General features: G+C 57.7%; 11 protein-coding genes. 8 read left to right on the forward strand and 3 right to left on the reverse strand.

Annotated elements, in window-relative coordinates:
• Window positions 1–66 precede the first annotated feature (66 nt).
• Window positions 67–1,407, forward strand: a complete 1,341-nt coding sequence (locus ACYVAC_RS01025; RefSeq protein WP_461095682.1) for a Gfo/Idh/MocA family protein — start codon at window positions 67–69, stop codon at window positions 1,405–1,407.
• A gap of 75 nt (window positions 1,408–1,482) precedes the next feature.
• Here ACYVAC_RS01025 and ACYVAC_RS01030 read toward each other — a convergent pair whose 3' ends face one another.
• Window positions 1,483–2,778: a DUF2851 family protein gene (locus ACYVAC_RS01030; protein WP_461095683.1), complete on the reverse strand. Its 1,296-nt coding sequence runs from the start codon at window positions 2,776–2,778 to the stop codon at window positions 1,483–1,485.
• A 194-nt stretch (window positions 2,779–2,972) separates the two neighbouring features.
• Here ACYVAC_RS01030 and ACYVAC_RS01035 point away from each other — a divergent pair, with 194 nt between their 5' ends.
• Window positions 2,973–3,770, forward strand: coding sequence for an SDR family oxidoreductase (locus tag ACYVAC_RS01035; protein ID WP_461095684.1), 798 nt, complete (start codon window positions 2,973–2,975; stop codon window positions 3,768–3,770).
• 89 nt (window positions 3,771–3,859) lie between these two features.
• Here the strand turns inward: ACYVAC_RS01035 and ACYVAC_RS01040 are convergent, their stop codons facing one another.
• Window positions 3,860–5,167: an amidohydrolase gene (locus ACYVAC_RS01040; protein ID WP_461095685.1), complete on the reverse strand. Its 1,308-nt coding sequence runs from the start codon at window positions 5,165–5,167 to the stop codon at window positions 3,860–3,862.
• Between the two features lie 182 nt (window positions 5,168–5,349).
• On the opposite strand from ACYVAC_RS01040, the gene ACYVAC_RS01045 reads away from it, so the two are divergent.
• The 6 genes from ACYVAC_RS01045 to ACYVAC_RS01070 all read left to right on the forward strand — a co-directional run bounded on the left by ACYVAC_RS01045 (window position 5,350) and on the right by ACYVAC_RS01070 (window position 16,119).
• Entirely contained in the window at window positions 5,350–8,448 is a 3,099-nt protein-coding gene (locus tag ACYVAC_RS01045; protein ID WP_461095686.1) for a SusC/RagA family TonB-linked outer membrane protein, read from the forward strand.
• Window positions 8,449–8,471: 23 nt separating this feature from the next.
• Complete coding sequence (locus ACYVAC_RS01050; protein WP_461095687.1) at window positions 8,472–9,953, forward strand: RagB/SusD family nutrient uptake outer membrane protein; 1,482 nt, start codon at window positions 8,472–8,474, stop codon at window positions 9,951–9,953.
• A gap of 61 nt (window positions 9,954–10,014) precedes the next feature.
• Window positions 10,015–10,497 carry a hypothetical protein gene (locus ACYVAC_RS01055; RefSeq protein ID WP_461095688.1) on the forward strand — a complete coding sequence of 161 codons (483 nt, stop codon included), beginning with the start codon at window positions 10,015–10,017 and terminating at the stop codon, window positions 10,495–10,497.
• A 342-nt stretch (window positions 10,498–10,839) separates the two neighbouring features.
• Window positions 10,840–13,980 carry a SusC/RagA family TonB-linked outer membrane protein gene (locus ACYVAC_RS01060; RefSeq protein WP_461095689.1) on the forward strand — a complete coding sequence of 1,047 codons (3,141 nt, stop codon included), beginning with the start codon at window positions 10,840–10,842 and terminating at the stop codon, window positions 13,978–13,980.
• Window positions 13,981–13,990: 10 nt separating this feature from the next.
• The gene (locus ACYVAC_RS01065) at window positions 13,991–15,592 is read left to right on the forward strand and encodes a RagB/SusD family nutrient uptake outer membrane protein (RefSeq protein WP_461095690.1); all 1,602 of its coding nucleotides are present in this window, start codon (window positions 13,991–13,993) and stop codon (window positions 15,590–15,592) included.
• A 122-nt stretch (window positions 15,593–15,714) separates the two neighbouring features.
• Window positions 15,715–16,119: a MaoC family dehydratase gene (locus tag ACYVAC_RS01070; protein WP_461095691.1), complete on the forward strand. Its 405-nt coding sequence runs from the start codon at window positions 15,715–15,717 to the stop codon at window positions 16,117–16,119.
• Here ACYVAC_RS01070 and ACYVAC_RS01075 read toward each other — a convergent pair whose 3' ends face one another.
• Complete coding sequence (locus ACYVAC_RS01075; RefSeq protein ID WP_461095692.1) at window positions 16,120–16,548, reverse strand: hypothetical protein; 429 nt, start codon at window positions 16,546–16,548, stop codon at window positions 16,120–16,122.
• Between the last annotated feature and the right edge of the window lie 38 nt (window positions 16,549–16,586).

Genomic DNA, 16,586 nt, shown 5'->3' on the forward strand with positions numbered 1-16,586 from the left:
TCCAGCGGTATATACCTCGCCGGGCTTTCTTTATCAGACATCTGACCGTTAGCACTGACTATTTGTATGGAAAATCGTCGCGAATTCATAAAGAAAACGGCTGCCGCCAGTTTCAGTCTGGCTGGGCTGGGCATGGGCTTTTCGGCCAGCAGCTACGCCCGGATTCTGGGCTCAAACGACCGGGTTCGGGTCGGTATCATCGGCTTTTCCGACCGCTTCCGGCAGTCGCTGGCCCCCGCCTTCATGAACCACGCCAAAGACATGAACTTTGCGTTTGTGGGCGTTTCGGATATCTGGAACCGTCGTCGCGACGAAGCCGAGCAGTTTCTGAAAGGCAAAGGCTGGAACGACAGCACATTCTTCAAGGCACGCAACAACGATGAACTGCTCGACCGTAAAGATGTCGATGCCGTGATTATCAGTACTGCGGATTTTCAGCACGCGCTCCACTGCGTCGACGCAGTAGAAGCCGGCCGCGACGTGTATGTCGAGAAACCCTTCGCCGAATCGCTCGACGATGCCCGCAAGGCCGTAAAAGCCGTAGAAAAATCGAAACGCATCGTTCAGGTTGGTTCGCAGCGCCGATCGGCACCCAATTACCACGAAGCCAATGACTTTATCCGGTCGGGCAAGTTCGGCGACATCAGCATGGTCGAGATGACCTGGAACGTAAACCAGCCGGGGCGGTGGCGCCGGCCCAAACTGGTAGCCGAAATTCGGAAAGAAGATACCGACTGGAATCGCTTTTTGCTGAACCGTCCCAAAGTGGAGTGGGATCCGCGCAAATACCTCGAATACCGCTTATTCTACCCCTACTCGTCGGGCATTCCGGGGCAGTGGATGTCGCACCAGATCGACACTGTTCACTGGTTCAGCGGGCTCGACCATCCGCGGTCGGTAGTGGCCAACGGGGGCGTCTACGTCTGGAAAGACGGTCGCGTCAACCCCGATACGTTCACGGCGGTGTTTGACTACGGCCCTGACAACGATAAAACCAAAGGATTCCAGGTGCTGTATTCGTCGCGTATGCACAACGAAGCAGGCGGCACCAAAGAATACTACTTCTCGAATGGCGGTATGATTAACCTCGATACCAACAAGATTTCGCCTGAGGGCGGTCTGGAAGAGCGCTACGCTAAAGAGATGGATATGAAAGCCAACCTGCTGCCGGCCATGTCGCTGGGCAACGCTGTCAAGGTCGAAACATCGGCCAATACGGGTGGCGACCCCATGACCTCACTGCACATGCGCAACTGGATGGATTGTATCCGGACCCGGAAAGAACCAAATGCCCCGGCCCGCGTCGGTTTCAACCACTCGGTAGCCAACATCATGGCCACCACGGCGCTGCATACGGGCAAACGCGTTACCTGGGATGCAACCAAGCAGGACATGATCGTGACCTAGTCACGGGCGCATAAGTCGTTTCTGAAGGGGGAGCCTGGGCCGATAGCCCGCGCTCCCCTTTATTTGTTTCCGGCCTTACGTCCGGATCAGGCTGGCGCCAATCTGGCAGTCGAGACAGCGTTTGTGCTGACAGAATTCCGAGAAGAGTTCGATCGAGGCCTGCGCGTCGAACGCCGTCCGGACACCCAGCCCAAGCGCCTGCCAGCCCTCGGTCACCCGGTTCTGTTCGGCCGGCAGTTGCTCAAGCAAGCCGATGGCCCGGTCGATGTAGGCCGGTTGCCCCCGGTGATGCGCATAGGCCGCCAGCAGCGGCACCACCGTATTGACCACCAGATTGACCGCCGATGTCTGGCCGAGGGCCGGCACGGCCTGTTCGGTGGCCCGCCCAAAGCGGTAGTGCGACTGCCAGTAGGCCGATGGCGTCAATTGTAACGCTTTTACCAGCCGATCGGCATCGGCCGTACCCACGAACAGCGAAAACAAGCTGCTGTGCTGGTTGATGAGCCGGGCAAACTGGGCGAGCCGAAGGGTGGGAAAATTGGCCGGGCGCATCCGCCCCCACTTCCAGGCGTGGGCATCGAGTTCCAGGCCCGTCAGCTGGTACTTGACAGCCAGAAACCGATACTCCCGCAGCAGCGTAGCCGTATAGTCATCAGGCTCGTGGGCAGTACCCAGCAGGCCGGCAGTACCAAACAGAATGGCTTCGAGCTGCCCGGGCACATCGCGGTGTTTGAGCAACACCTTGAGCGGAACCGTACGACAGAGCTGAGCCATGGGATCGGCGTTGACCTTGAACCCCATATTCGCGCCCAGAAGTCGGTAGGCCGTTTCTTCCCAATCGCCGTTGGCCTGCCGGTACAGCGCCATCACGGCTGTCGATTTGCGTTCGAGCCGTTGGAGCATGGCCTTATCGAGCATGGCCGTCAGCCGGAGCGGCTGCACCTGCCGCAGTTGATCGGCACAGGCAATGGGCGTCCGGGCGTCGGTCAGGGTAGCGTATCGGCTGAGCAGCGCATCGCTCGTGAGCGGCTGCAGGGCCAGGGTCGGCAGTGGGCTCCCGTTGGCCCGATCGACCGTCCGGCCCGAACTGATCTGATCATCCTGCCAGACCACGTGCAGAATCACGTTGTCGTAGGCGCGGTCGTGCTGGTGGCGGTGCGCCAGCCAGTCGCTTGTTTTGAGGTGCATCTCCACCGTTCCGCTCCATTCTACCTCCCCGATCAATAGGCGGGCGTTGGTAAAATCGGGGCCAGCATCGGTATTCCGAAAACCGGGGTGCAACACAACCACCTGTTCGCCGGCGGTGGTCACCAGCGGTTGGGCATTGAGGTACTGAAATTGCCAGAGAAAGTACAGAAACGATTCGGTCACAACGAACGGCTTACGGTAGTTGACGGGTGGATGGCGTTTTTCAGACGTGAGTAGTCAAAACTATCGAAAAAGTTGACAGGCGCAACCGCCCCGACCGCTTATCTTGCCCCTGCAGGCTCTCCTTCCCCGCCATTGCCTTACCGACACATCTGCCCAATTGCCGTATCTTGTCGGTAACTTATCATTCCTGAACCATGCGTGGATTTAGTAACCAGGTAGCCTGGATAACCGGAGCCTCTTCGGGTATTGGTGAAGCCGTAGCCTGCGAACTGGCCCGGGCCGGCGCCCGGCTGGTGCTGTCGGCCCGGCGACGTGACGAACTCGATCGCGTGGCCGCCCGGACGGGCCTGGCCCCCGCCGATGTGCTGGTGCTGCCCATGGACGTTACCGACACGGCCAGCCTTTCTTCACTTGTCGAACAGGTGCGGCAGCAGTTCGGTCGTGTCGATTACCTGTTTCTGAACGCAGGCATCACCCAGCGCAGTAGCGTAGCCGACGCCACCCTGACCGACTACCACCGGCTTATGGATGTCAACTTCTTTGGCGTTGTAGCGCTGACCAAAGCCGTTCTGCCGCTGATGCTCGCGCAGGGCAGCGGTCAGTTCGTAGTCACCAGCAGTGTGGCCGGCAAACTGGGCACCAAGCAACGATCGGGCTACTGCGCCAGCAAGCATGCCCTGCACGGTTTCTTCGACGCGCTGCGCGCCGAAACGGCCGAAGCAGGACTGCATGTCACTGTCGTCTGTCCCGGCTATATCGACACGCCCATTTCGCTGCATGCGCTGGGGGCCGGCGGTCAGCCCCACGGTAAACTCGACACCAATCAACAGCAGGGTATGGCACCCGACCGCTTTGCGCGACAGTTACTGCGGGCCGTTAATCGCCGTCGCGAGGAAGCGTATATCGGCGGCTACGAAATTTACGGCATCTACCTGAAGCGGTTCTGGCCGGGCCTGCTGTCGCGCATCCTGCGGAACCGCCCCGGCGAGTAAGGCCTTTACAAAGCAGAGCACCGGCCCCGGATGACTATTCAGCCAATCCGACACCGGTGCCCTGATCTGCGCTATGCACTGACGGGTACTTATTTTTTCGCTACCGCCCGCTGGTTCATATAATCGACGGTGAGGTGACAGAGCGATTTGATGCCCAGCACAAAGCCGCCTTCGTCGATCCTGAAATCAGGCGTGTGGTGCGGAGCCGCGTCGGCTACTTTCGTGCCTTTGGCCATGCCGCCCAGAAAAAAGAAAAAGCCCGGCACCTTCTGCTGGTAGAATGAGAAATCTTCGGCCCCCGTTTGCGCCGGCGTAATTTTCACGTTGTCTTTACCCGCCACGGCTTCCAGCGTCGGAATCATCCGGTCGGTCAGGGCCGGATCGTTGTAGGTAACCGGATACATAATGTCGATTTTCACGTCGGCCTTGGCCCCGGCGCTCTCGGCAATATTGGTCGCGATTTCGTTGATCCGGCGGTGAACGGTTTTCTGCATCTCGTTGTCGAGCGTGCGGATGGTGCCAATCATATTGGCTTCTTCAGGAATGATATTCTGGCGGATACCGCTGTGTAACGCCCCTACGGTTACGACAGCCGCATTGTCGGTCAGGGGCAGGTTACGGCTAACGATGGTTTGCAGCCCCATAACCACCTGCGACGCCGTTACGATGGGGTCGATGCCCGACCAGGGATTGGCCCCGTGCGTTTGTTTGCCTTTGATTTTGATCGCAAACTGATCGACCGCAGCCATCGTGGCGCCGGGCCGATACTTGATCGTACCTACTTCGGTTTGCGAGTTGATGTGCAGCCCGAAAATAGCGTCGACTTTTGGGTTCAGCAGTACGCCTTCTTTCACCATCAGTTCAGCGCCACCTTCCTCGCCGGCCGGTGCTCCTTCTTCGGCCGGCTGGAAAATAAACTTCACCGTACCGGGCAGATCATTTTTGACCGACGCCAGCACTTCGGCAACGCCCATCAGAATAGCCACGTGACTATCGTGCCCGCAGGCGTGCATGATACCCGTTTGCTGGCCGTTGTATTCCGTACGCGCTTCTGACTTAAACGGCAGGTCGACACGCTCGGTAACGGGCAGGCCATCCATGTCGGCACGCAGCGCAACCACAGGGCCGGGCTTGCCACCTTTGAGTAATCCTACCACGCCCGTTTTACCCACTCCGGTCTTTACCTCGATGCCGAGCGACTGCAGGTGTGCCGCAATTTTACTGGCGGTCTGAAACTCCCGGTTTCCCAGTTCGGGATGCTGGTGAAAGTCGCGACGCCAGCCGACAACTTTCTTTTCGATACCCTCCGCTGTTTTGTCCATGCGGGCATTCAACCCGTTCGACTGGGCTACGGCTACCGAGCTAAAACCGGCGAGCAGCGCAGCGCTAAAAAGCATGTAGTTACTTGTTTTCATTAAATTATTCTATTTTTTTAAAAACGAACATTCATGAGCAATGATACAACTATTGCCCAATATTATTGGGCGAAATATCCCTCAGATAGTTGCAGTGTCTAGTTGGTGACTTATATTTGTAGCCTTACCTAACTTTATTTATAACGCTCATCACTTCTAACTTAATGAGAAAACTTCTATTCGGAAGTTGGTTGCTCTCGCTGCTGTTCTGTCTGCCGGTTCTGGCGCAGGATGCAGTTGTCAGTGGCCGGGTCACTTCATCAGACGATGGCTCCGCCCTTCCCGGCGTGAGCGTGCAGGTAAAAGGTACCACTCGGGGTACTACCAGTGATGCCAATGGTAACTTCAGTATTAGTACGGCACCGGGCCGAACCCTGGTGTTCAGCTTTATTGGATATACTACTCAGGAAGTTGCCGTAGGTAATCGCAAAACGGTTTCGGTTCAGCTGGTTAGTTCTGCCAATGCGCTGAACGAAGTAGTCGTAACGGGCTACGGCGGCACGGTGAACCGACGCGAGTTTACGGGCGCCAGCTCAAAGGTGTCGGGTGCAACGATCAGCAACCTGCCAGTCGGCAGCTTCGATAAAGCGCTGGCGGGCCGGGCGGCTGGTGTGCAGGTAACTTCGGCCAACGGGGTGCCGGGAGGTGCCATTCAGATCCGGATCCGCGGTGTCGGCTCGATTCTGGCCGGCTCCGATCCGCTCTACGTAGTCGATGGCGTGCAAATCAACTCGACCAACAACTCGAGCTTCACGAGCAACAACCCCCTGTCGTTTCTGAACCCCAACGATATCGAAAGCATCGAGATTCTGAAGGATGCTGCTGCCGCATCGATCTACGGATCGCAGGCAGCCAACGGGGTCGTACTGGTGACGACCAAGCGGGGTAAGGCCGGCAAAACGCAGATCACCTTTAATTACTTCAAAGGGATCGCCGATCCGATCAAGAAACTCGACGTGCTAAACACACAGGAGTGGATTCAGCTGCGGACCGAGAACCTGGTGAATGCCGGTACATCAGCCGAAGCCGCCCGCGCCAACGTGCTGGGTACGCTGCGCCTGCCCACCACGCTTACCGACGCGGAGATTGCTGCCCTGCCTACCTACGACTGGCAGGATGCCGTTTTCAGACAGGGGAAGACGGATAACTACGAGCTGGGCCTCAACGGCGGTAACGAAAAGACGCGCTTCTTCGTGTCGGGTTCGTACTACACCCAGAGCGCCAACGTCATCAACGTCAACTTCAAACGGGGTACGCTGAACACCACGCTGACGCACCAGATCAACAACAAGCTGAGCATCGATCAGACGCTCAAACTGAGCACCATCACCTCGAACGGTCAGTTTGGTGGCCCCAACGGAGGTTCGTTTTTGGGCGCCGGCGCTTTCTCGTCGCCCCTGATCCTGCCCAGCGCGGCTATCTACAACGCCGACGGCAGCTACAACGGTACGCCCGCCCTGGGTGGTATTCCGGGTATTCTGAACCAGAACGTGGTGCAGGTAAGCGAACTGAACACGATCCGGTCGAATACCAACCAGTTTGTCGGTAGCCTGGCGCTGAACTACAAGGTTACCAACAACCTGACCATCCGTCCGTTTGTGAGTCTGGATTACCGTGCCATCCGGGGTAAAAACTTCTCGGATCCCCGCACGGCCGACGGTGTCAACGTACGGGGCCGGATTCAGGACCAGTTCAACGAAAACAAGAACTTCCTGACCAACATCACGGCCAATTACACTCAGACGGTTGGCAAAAGCGACTTCGGTGTGTTGCTGGGGGCCGAGTACCGGTCTGACGTAAACGAAAACCTGGGCACGAACATTACGAACGTGCCAACACCCGATTTCAAATACGCCAGTGCTGCGGCTCTGCCGGTAAGCATCGGTGGTACCTGGACGGGTTACCGGAAAGGCTCGGTATTCGGGAACATCAAATACAACTTCAACCGCAAATATGACCTGAGTCTGATCGGTCGGCTCGACGGTTCGAGCCGGTTTGGTGCCAACAACCGCTTCGGCTTCTTCCCTTCGGTTTCGGGCGCCTGGCTGGTTAGCGAAGAAAACTTCCTGAAAGGTGGCCGCTACGTGAGCGATCTGAAACTGCGGGCTTCGTTCGGTACAACGGGTAACGACCAGCTCGGTTCGCTCTTCAACGCGGCCAACTTCCCCGGTCTGGCCCTCGTCAACCCCGGTTTCGACTACAACGGGGCAGCCGGTTTTGCGCCCGCCCAGCTGGCTAATCCAGACCTGAAATGGGAAACCAACCAGACAATCAACCTGGGTCTCGATTTCGGGTTTCTGAACAACCGCATCACGGGTTCGGTCGATGTATTTGAGCGGACCAGTAAAGACCTGCTGCTGCCCTTTAACCTGCCCTTCACGAGCGGCTATTCGGCCATTTCGCGCAACGCCGGTGAAGTAAAAAACCGGGGGCTGGAAATCGAGATCAACACGGTCAATGTGCGGGCTGGCCAGTTTCAGTGGAAGTCGTCGTTCAACTTCACGACTATCAAAAATAAACTGACCGCGCTATATCCGGGCATTGTTCCGCTGAACAACCCCGACAGCACGGTACTACTGACTTACACCGACTTCTACGGCGTGGGCCGCAACGCCATTCTGGGCCAGCCTCTGCAAACGCAGTTCACCACCGACTACGCCGGCGTTAACCCCGCCACGGGCCGGGCTATGTTCTACGACTATGCCGGTAATATCACTTACCGTCCGCTGACGCCCCGCGATCAGAAATACTTCGGCACCGAGCTGCCCAAGTTTTACGGTGGTTTCAACAACACCTTTGTGTATGGTGGCCTGACGCTTGACTTCCTGTTCCAGTTCGACTATGGCCGGCGTTCATTCAACTCGCAAACCTCATTCCTGATCGAAAACGCGGGTCGTAACTTCAACGCTCTGCAGTCGTCTTTCGACAACCGGTGGCAGAAGCCGGGCGATATTACCAGCGTTCCCCGCGCCTATAACGCCAACGTGGAAACGAACAGTGTGAGCAACCTTGGCGGTACCCGCACCCTGGAAGATGCGTCGTATATGCGCCTGAAACAGATCACGCTGAGCTACGATGTGCCGGCTGCCATCAGCGGCCGTATCAAGGCCTCGAAAGCCCGCGTTTACATTCAGGCCGCCAACCTGCTCACCTTCACCAACTGGAGCAGCTACGACCCTGAATTCCTGAACTTTGGCTCGGGTAACAGCGGTGTTGTTCCGAACTCGAAAACGTATCAGGCCGGTATCAACCTAACGTTCTAATCAAGACGCTGATCTTACACGCTATGCGTACATTCAAGTCTATACTTCTATCAACCAGCCTGTTGGCCGTCGGCCTGCTGACCGTGACAGCCTGTAGCAACTCGAGTGATTTTCTGGAGGTTCAGCCCCGCTCGCAGGGTGACTCGCAGGTGGCCCTGAGTACCGCCGAAGGGATCGACGCGGCTGTCAATGGTATTTACGACCGCCTGCAGAGCACAGCCCTGTATGGTCGCGATATGCTGGCCCTATCGGAAGCCCTGGGCGACAATGCTCAGTTCACCAACAAATCGGGTCGCCTGGCCAATGAAAACCGAAATATTGCCGGGGCTACGTTCTCGAACTGGGCAACTTCTTACTTTGCCATCAACCAGGCAAACCTGGTGCTGGACAACGTGAGCAAGATTACCTTCGCCGACACATCGCAGCGGAACCGGCTGCAGGGGCAGGCTTATTTCCTGCGGGCGCTGCTGTACCACGATCTGTCGCGTATTTACGCCTATGATCCGGGGGTAGCCGTTGCCGCGCAGGATCGGGGTGGCGTTCCGCTGCTGCTAACCGGCGTGGCCGATCAGAGCAAGATCGAACTACCTGCCCGCCCGGCCGTGGCTGATGTATACAAGCAGATCTATAGCGACCTGCAAAATGCCATCAACGTACTTAGCCGGACCAACACCTCAGCGCCAGCCTACGGCAATCGGCAGGCAGCTCAGGCACTGTTCTCGCGCGTAGCCCTATACAACAAAGACTACGCGACGGCGGTGAAATATGCGAACGATGCCATCAATGGTACCATCAAGCTATCGGCCAACGCGTCGTACATCGGCGGCTGGCGGGCTCCGCAGAATCCCGAATCGCTGTTTGAGATTCAGTACATCGTGGCCGAGAACATCGGCGTAAACACCTCGCTGCAGACCACCTACACCACGCTGGTTCGTACGGGCGACCGGACAGCCACGGGGGGATTTGGCGACCTGGTACCGACTACCGTTGGGGCGACCTCGTTTATTTCGGATCTGGAAGCGGAGAAAGGCGCGACGGGTACAGTGCTCGACATCCGTCGGCAACTCTACGAACTGGGCACTACCGGCCGCGGAACAGCCTTTATCGAGTGTACCAAGTTTCTGGGCAAAAACGGAACCATCAACCTCGATAACGTACCCGTTATCCGGGTATCGGAACTGTACCTGAACCGGGCCGAGGCTAATTACTACCTGGGCAACACAGCCGACGCCCTGGCCGATCTGAACGTGATTCGGCAGCGCTGCGGCCTGCCTGCCTCCACCCTGACGGGAGCCCCCCTGCTGGCCGAAATCATGCGGCAGGCGCGGCTTGAGTTTGGCTTCGAAGGGCACCGCTGGTTCGACCTGAAGCGTACGGGACAGCCTGTTGTAAAAGCAACCGCTCAGGGCGGTGGTCTTGCCTACACCGACAACCGGATTCTGGCGCCTATTCCAGTCAACGAGCTGTCGACCAACAAGAACATCAAGCAAAATTTCGGTTATTAATCGAGCCTGATTCTGCCGCCCCTTGCCAGGGCGGCAGAATCAGCTTAACCATCTGGTATACATGAAAAAACTAGCCATACTTGCTTGCAGCGCGCTGGCCCTCGTTGGCCTCTACGCGTGTGACAACAGTATCGATAAAACATTCGACAACCAGACGCTGATCGAGTTTCAGCCGGCTGTTGTCAATGCCAACAGCGCCGGGCGCACTTATCCGATCATTTCGTCGGCCAACAGTACCACGGCTGGGCCTACCATCAACGCGCAGCTCAATCTGGTTGGCCGGCAGCGGGCCAGCGAACTGACGGTCCGGGTACTGCCCGATCCGGCCGCGACCACGGCGTCAGCCAGCAGCTATACACTGGCCAATGGCGGTACGGTGGTGTTTCCACCCATGTCGAGTACGGCCAACCTGACAATCAACGTGGCCCGGGCTACCAGCACTACGGCAACTCTCGGAAACCTGGTATTGGTGATCGACAGTACATCGACAGATTATAAGCCAAGCTTCAACTACAAGCGGGTCGGCTACTCGATCCGGCAGTAACAGCGCCGACTTGCCTCAAACAGTCAGTCCGCTGGTCGATACGCTTCGGTGTATCGGCCAGCGGACTGACTGTTTTTTAACCTTGCCAATCGCACCTACTTACGAAAAGTACGTATACCGCCCACTCAATATCTGCATGAAATCGGGAAAAGATTTAGAAAGCCATCTTAGCGAACGCCCACTATTTTTTTTACAGAAATAGCCTTAAAAAGAGATTAAAGTCTATTTAGAGAATTTATCCTTCATCTCAGCCACATGCAATATTCTACTAAGTCGACAATTGTACTACATTTGTTGCCCCGTTTCGGGGTTACTAAACGTTTTACAAACCATTAGTCACGCATGCGCAAAATTTTATTAGGAAGCTGGCTGCTCACGCTGCTGTTCTGCCTGCCGGTTTTGGCACAGGATGGTCTCGTCAGCGGCCGCATCACTTCATCAGATGACGGGTCAGCCCTGCCGGGTGTGACCATCCAGGTTAAGGGTAGCAATCGCGGAACAACTTCCGACGCCAATGGCAATTACCGAATTTCGGCCGCCGGCAATGGTACGCTCGTTCTGAGTTTTATTGGGTATGTAACGCAGGAAGTACCCATCAGCAACCGCTCAACGGTTAATGTGGCGCTGGCCGGTGATTCGAAACAGCTCAGTGAAGTCGTCGTGATCGGTTACGGTACGCAGCAGCGCAGCCGGGTAACGTCGGCCATTTCGGAAGTGAAGGGTGCCAGCATTGCCAACCTGGCAACGCCCAGCTTCGACCAGCAACTGGGCGGCCGGGCCGCCGGTCTGCAGGTAACGGTTCCGTCGGGTATTCTGGGCCAGGCGCCCCGTATCCGGATTCGCGGTACCAACTCGATTTCGTCGGGTGCTTCGCCCCTGATCGTTGTCGACGGAGTTCCGGTGCTGACGGGTAACCAGAGCGGAGTCATTCAGACCAACCCGCTGGGCGACATTAACCCCCAGGACATCGAGTCGTATGACGTACTGAAAGACGGTGCGGCAACGGCGATTTACGGGTCGCGGGCGGCCAACGGCGTTATTCTGGTAACGACCAAAAAAGGCAAGAAAAACAGCGGTGTTCGGGTTAACCTCGACGTTCAGGGTGGTGTTACCAACCCCATCACGCGCTTCGATCTGCTCAACGCGCAGGAGTTCGTGACCATCGCCAACGAGAAAATCACCAATACGGGTGGTCAGCCGCAGGCGTTTCTGGATGCCAACAACACCAACACCGACTGGCAGAACGAAATTTTCCGGCAGGGAACGTCGCAGAACTACAACCTGAGCATTGCGGGCGGTGGCGAAAAAACAAACTACTACTACTCGCTGGGCTACAACAAGCAGGTGGGTGCCATCCGGCCCAACGACCAGACCCGGTATTCGTTCCTGACCAACCTCGACCACTCGGTCAACAAGTACATCACGGTTGGTACCAAAGTACAGGTAGCCCGCACCACCAACAACGGTCTGAACGTGGGCTCGAACTCGCTGTCGGGCAACGTGGCGGGTGCCGCCCGTCTGTTCCCGAACGTTCCCGTTTACAGCACCACCAACCCCACCGGCTACAACATTTCGGCCGATGGTGCCGTGCTGGGTAGCGGTGCCAACACGCGGAACATCGATAACAACTACACCAACATCCGGTTCGTGACGGACAACAACCAGTTCCGGGCTACGACCAACCGGGCGCTGGCCAATGCCTACGTCGCTGTTACCCCGTTCGATGGGCTGAGCATCCGGTCGCAGATCGGTGCCGACTACACCGGCATCCGCGACTTCCAGTCGCTGGACCCCCGCCACGGCGATGGCCGCGGCTCGAATGGTTCGGTTTACCAGGCCTCGCGCGAAGTAATTCGCTGGAACTGGCAGAACGTACTGAACTACGATCACACCTTTGCCGAAGCCCACAACGTGACGCTGACGCTGGGGAACGAAAACCAGAAAACCACGTTCTCGACCTTTTATGGTCAGGGTACGAACTTCTCGGATCGGTTCTTCGAACAGAATGGGCTGATCGATGGTACGTACTCGACCCAGTTCTCGGGCGGTAGCTTCGTACCACAGGGCTTCGACTCGTATTTCGGCCGGCTGCAGTATAGCTACCGCGATAAGTACCTGGCCAGCTTCAGCGCCCGTAACGACGGTCTGTCGTCGCTGCCCGAAGCCAACCGCCGGGGTACGTTCCTGGGCGGATCGGTAGGGTACCGCCTTGCACAGGAAGATTTCTACAAGAACTCGTCGGTAGCCCGGGTCATGAACGACCTGAAACTGCGCGCCAGCTACGCCGAAGTCGGTAACGTCGATATCGGTTCGTTCCCCTACGTAGGTATCTATGGGTCGGGCCAGTACGGTTCGCAGAACGGTATTGCCTTTGCGCAGGCTGGCAACCCCGACCTGCGCTGGGAAGCCAGTAAGAAAGAAGACTACGGTATCGACTTCGGTTTCTTCAACAACCGCATCACGGCCACGGTCGATTATTTCCGCAACACGATCGACGGACTGATTCTGGCGGCTCCCACGCCAAGTTCGGTGGGTATCCCTAACAACTCGATCAACCGCAACGTGGGCTCGATGATCAACCAGGGTCTCGAACTGGCGGTAACGGCCGACGCCATCAACAAAGGCGGTTTCCGCTGGAACATCAGCGCCAACTACACCACGCTGAAAAACCGGATCACCGCCCTGAACAAAAACTCGGAAGGGGTTGACCAGGACATCCTGTTCACTTACAACATCAACCGCGTCGGTAACCCCATCAGTGCCATCTATGGCTACGAGTCGGCGGGTGTTAACGCAACCAACGGTAACGTTATGTTCTACAAAGCCGATGGTCGTATCGTACAGCGCGATGGCAACACGGGTACATACTCGTTCTTCGATCCGGCTGCACCGGGCAACCAGACCAACACCAGCGGGGCCGCGCTCAGCTCGGTGACCGACCGGAAGATTCTGGGTAATACCAACCCCACGTTCTACGGTGGTCTGACCAACTCGTTCAGCTACAAAGGCTTCGAACTCGAAGTGTTCCTGCGCTACTCGGGTGGCAACAAAATCATGAACGTAACGCGCCAGGAGACCCTGCTCAACCAGGATTTCAACAACAACGGCCGCGAAATTCTGAGCCGCTGGCAGAAAGAAGGCGACGTAACGGACGTGCCTAAGATGTACCTCAACAAAGGTAACGTCATCAACCTGACGGGCTCGGCGGTTAGCCGCTTTGTCGAGAGTGGCGACTTCCTGCGCATCCAGAACATCTCGCTGGGCTACACGCTGCCCAAAACGGTACTGGGTCAGGGTGCAGGTTTCCCCATCAGCAGCGTCCGGCTGTTCGCCCAGGTGCAGAACGCTTTCACGTTCACCAAATACAAAGGCCTCGATCCTGAGCTGAATACCAACGGCGATACCAACAGCCAGTTCGGTATCGATTACAATACCAACCCGCAAATGCGCGTGGTGACGTTCGGTCTGAATCTCGGCTTCTAACACTCATTCCATGCTTATCAAGACATCATCGAAATATCTGGTACTGGGCGGAGGACTGTTGCTGGCATCCTGCAACGTCAACGACCTGCAACCACAGACAGCCCTGTCGGAGACAACGGCTTTCCAAACCCCTGAGCGTATCGAACTGGCCGTGGCCGGTGTTTACGACGGCGGTCAGTCGGGTTTCTACAACGGTTCATACACCGCCAACCGGGGGTACTCGTTCGGCGCGGCTCACCTCCAGCAGGGCGACATGCGGGGCGAAGACATGGTCAGCGTGCAGGCGTTCTACGCCATCACCTACCAGCAGACCTACGACCCCACCACGGCCAACAACGTCAACTTCTGGCAGAACTGCTACGCCCTCATCAACCGGGCCAACGTAGTGCTGGCGGGCCTGCAGACAGCCACCCCAACGGCTACGTTTACCCAGGCGCAGATCGACGCCTACATGGGTGAGTGTCGTTTCCTGCGCGCCATGGCCCACCACTACCTGCTGGTGTACTTTGCCCGCCCCTACAGCGACAACCCGACCACCAACCTGGGTGTGCCCTACCGCACTACGCCGGTAACCGGTGGCCAGTCGGTCGAAGACGCGATCAAAGTGGGCCGGAATACGGTGGCAGACTGCTACGCCAAAATTCTGGAAGACCTGAACTACGCTGAGGACAAACTGCCCGCTACCCGCACCGTGGGTCGGCTGACCCGCGCCACCAAAGGCGCTGCCATCGCCCTGAAAACGCGCGTTCGGCTGCACCAGGGCAACTGGGCCGAAGTAATCACCGAAGGCAACAAACTGGTTCCGACGGCGGCTCCGTTCACGAGTCCCATCGGTAGCTATGCCCTCACCGCCACGCCCCTGGGTGCGTTTGGTGCCGGCAACAAAAACAATACGGAGAGCATCTTCTCGGTCGAAAACAACGACGTCGACAACGCCGGTGTAAACGGTGCGCCGGGTTCTATGTATTCGGCCGCTTCGGTCAGTGGCCGCGGTATCATCGCCATCAGTCCGATTCTGTGGAACCAGCCTTTCTTCCCGGCCGGTGACCTGCGGAAAGCGTCGACCGCCATCGCATCGGACCCCGCGTCGGCGGCCGGCCGGGGTGGTAACTTCACCCGCAAGTACCCCGACGTAACGACCCGGAGCGATAACGCGCCCATCGTTCGCTACGCCGAGGTGCTGCTGAACCTGGCCGAAGCCAATGCCCGTACCAACAACACGGCCCGGGCGCTGGCCCTGCTGAACGCCGTTCGGAACCGCTCGGTGACGACCGCTGCCGATCAGTACACGGCCGCTACGTTTGCCACCGCCAACGACCTGACCGCTGCCGTGATCAACGAGCGCCGGCCCGAGTTCCTGGCCGAAGGTATGCGCTGGCTCGATATTCACCGGCTGGCGCAGGATGCCAGCTTCAGACAGGCGACCGGTATTCCGGCCAAAGCCAGCAACGGTATCTCGAACTTTGCCCCGCTCTACACTAACAACGCAGCGACCACCTTCCAGCTGCAGGCGGCTGTGCCCTACAGCGACTACCGCTTCCTGTGGCCCATTCCGGCCGAAGAGCTGGTGAACAACCCGACGCTGGCCAAACAGCAGAACCCGGGCTACTAAGCCCGCCGATCGGACACGCTGGCGTGTTTTTAACCCTGCACCTCCCCGGTGCAGGGTTATTTTTTGGGCATCAGACCCAAACAAGTGTTACTTTGGTTGCTTAACCCCTACCCTACCCGATCATGCAGATTGGCGATACATTCGTTCATCAGTACTCGTTCAGCCAGCAGCAGGTGGCGCAGTTTGCCGCCCTCACCGGCGACGATAATCCGCTGCACCTCGACCCGGCCTACGCGGCCCAGACGCCCTTTAAGCGGCCCATCATGCACGGTATGCTCAGCGCCAGCGTATTTGCCAAAGTCTTTGGCCGTGATTTCGGGGGCACGGGGGGCGTACACCTCTCGCAGCTGCTGGAATTCGTACGGCCCATGTACCCCGACGTAATCTACGAAGCCCGGTTTCGCTGCGATACGATCGATACCCGCCGGCACACCGCCGAGATCAGCTGTACCGTTGTCGATCCGGCCAACAACAAACCAACCCTTCGGGGCGTGGGCGTCGTTTATCACAAAGAGATGTTTGCCTGATCAGGGCATCCGGACAAAACCGTAATGACACCCCTCAAAACATTGGGGCGAAAGCCGCAGCGTATCGTTCCGGACTGATACGTACACACCGGGTGCCAGCGGTTGCCGCGCTGCGTCGGTAAACGTCAGGTAAACCGCCGACCGCGTTGAGTCGAGCCGGTAGTACCGGGCCTGATTAAAGGGCGCTTCGGTCATATTCACCGTCGACACGGCTCCCGAAGCCGTGAACGTAAGCGTACGCAGCGGAATGGGTGGTATCGGATCGACGTAATACCCTGCCCCCGGCGAATAGCCTCGCTCGACGTACCGCCACTGCCCCACCAGTCCTGTGGTTCGGGCCAGTTCTCCCTTCTCTCCTTCCCGACAGCTCGCCGACCAGCCGACCAGCAGGGCAATCCCGATTATACCCAGGTACGCCGTTTTCATCATTTTCCTTTTTCAGATAAGACCCGGTTTTCGCAGCAAAC

The organism is Spirosoma luteolum (assembly GCF_054778875.1).